The sequence below is a fragment of the Hymenobacter agri genome, assembly GCF_054778495.1.
The window spans coordinates 1-1,605 of record NZ_BAAGZM010000791.1; the positions used below are offsets into that span (position 1 = coordinate 1).

Consider the following 1,605-nt stretch of genomic DNA (forward strand, 5'->3'; position numbering starts at 1 on the left):
GCGGCCGCCGCCGCCGGTACGAGCACGCGGTAGCGCCGCGTCACACTCACGCTATCGAACCGGCCGGTGGCCATGCGTAGGTAGCTGCGCGTGTCGAGCGAGTGCGAGAAGTCGTAGTGCACGTACATCGGATAGGCCAGATTGGCCAAGGCGGCCACGGCCAGCAGCCACGGCAGCAGCCAGCGCCGCAAGCGCTGGCCCCACGGGGACACGATGGATGCGGGGCTAGGCAAACTTGCGCTCAATGAGCTTCAGCAGCTTGTTAACGTGTTCTTCCTTGCGGCTCCAGTCGTAGCGTTGCGACAAATCGCCGGTGACGTAAGCCCGGGCCTGCTCGGCCGTGGGGAGCGAGTCGAGGTGCTGAATGGCGGCGTGATAGTCCATGTTTTCGCCGTTGAACAACTCGTTGATGAAGCTGAATCGCTGGTTGATGGAAATGGCCTCGCGCAGGGTTTCGACTTTGGGGCTGGCGCGCTCGGCCAACGAAACCGGCGCGGCTGTGGAGCGAAGCGTGTCGGCCAGGGCGGGGGCCGCGGGCTGACCAGCTTTAAGCTTTTCGTGCAGCGGAACAGGCGTTGCTGCCTCGGTATGCGGCAGGGGGCGCATGGGAGGAGCTACTGGTGTAGCCGGCGGGTCGGCGGGGGGAGTTGCTGCCGGTGGTGAAGCTGAGGCCGGTGCGGACACAAAAGTGGGCAGCGGTACCGGAACCGGCGGAGCAGCGGGCTCCGGCGTAGCCGGAGCTGGGGCGGGTTCGGCTGGCGGGGGGGTGATGGACGATACCGGGCCATCTTCCAGCAAGTCGGCCGTGGTGAGGGGGAGCAGGGCGCTGAGTTCTTCAACAAGCCGCTGCATGGACTGATGCGCGCGGTAATTAGCCGCGTGGTACAACTCGAAGCGGTGCGTGAGGAACTCGCGGCTCAGGGAATTATTGGCCGAAAGGCTGTCGACAAAGCCCTGGTAGAACGCTTTATCAAGGTCGATGTAGCGCACGGCATCGCGCAGGCCGGGCAGGGTGGGCATTTCGGCAGTACCCAGCAGCAAGTGCTGAACGCTGCCGAGCGGGTCGGCCACCAAAGCCAGTGTATCGGCGGTGGCCTTCGCCAGCAGGGGCTCGTAGGCGGCGCGGCCCAGGCGAATGTGGCGCGAAAGCACGTTCATGAACTGGCTAAGCGCCGCCTGCACCGGCGCGGCTTCAAAATCAAAAAACGGGCTGCGCAGGCGGGCTGTTTCGGCCTGCCACTGGCCCAGCAGCTGCCGAACGACCAGCAAGTTAAGCTGCCGCACGGGGGTGAATTTGAGTACGGCCGGGCCGTCGAGCGTGGCATCGGGTTGGGAGTCGAAATGCTGGTCGCAAAGCCGGGCGGCCAAGCGGCGGCCATATTGCGCGCACTTGGCGAGGCTATATTTGTCGTTCATAAAAAGGCCGGTTTCGGTGGCCCAAGTTAGGCACAAATGCCCCTGCTGACGATTGAAAACTTGCCCGGCACCCCTATTGAGGTGCCGGCCGATGCCACGCTGCTGGCGGCGCTGCAAGCCGCCGGCCACGACTGGATGCACGCCTGCGGAGCCAAGGGCCGCTGCACCACCTGCCGCGTGCAGGTGCTG

General features: G+C 65.1%; 2 protein-coding genes and 1 pseudogene. 1 reads left to right on the top strand and 2 read right to left on the bottom strand.

Annotation, left to right across the window (positions count from 1 at the left end; translation table 11 throughout):
- Together ACYVDE_RS22160 and ACYVDE_RS22165 are read right to left on the bottom strand one after the other, a co-directional pair.
- Positions 1-212, bottom strand: a pseudogene (locus ACYVDE_RS22160) (hypothetical protein); the annotation flags it as partial.
- A 13-nt stretch (positions 213-225) separates the two neighbouring features.
- Positions 226-1,416 (bottom strand): hypothetical protein, encoded by a 1,191-nt coding sequence (locus tag ACYVDE_RS22165; protein WP_460503710.1) that lies wholly within the window; start codon positions 1,414-1,416, stop codon positions 226-228.
- A 36-nt stretch (positions 1,417-1,452) separates the two neighbouring features.
- On the opposite strand from ACYVDE_RS22165, the gene ACYVDE_RS22170 reads away from it, so the two are divergent.
- A partial coding sequence (locus ACYVDE_RS22170) for a 2Fe-2S iron-sulfur cluster-binding protein (protein WP_460503711.1) occupies positions 1,453-1,605 on the top strand: 153 nt, incomplete at its 3' end.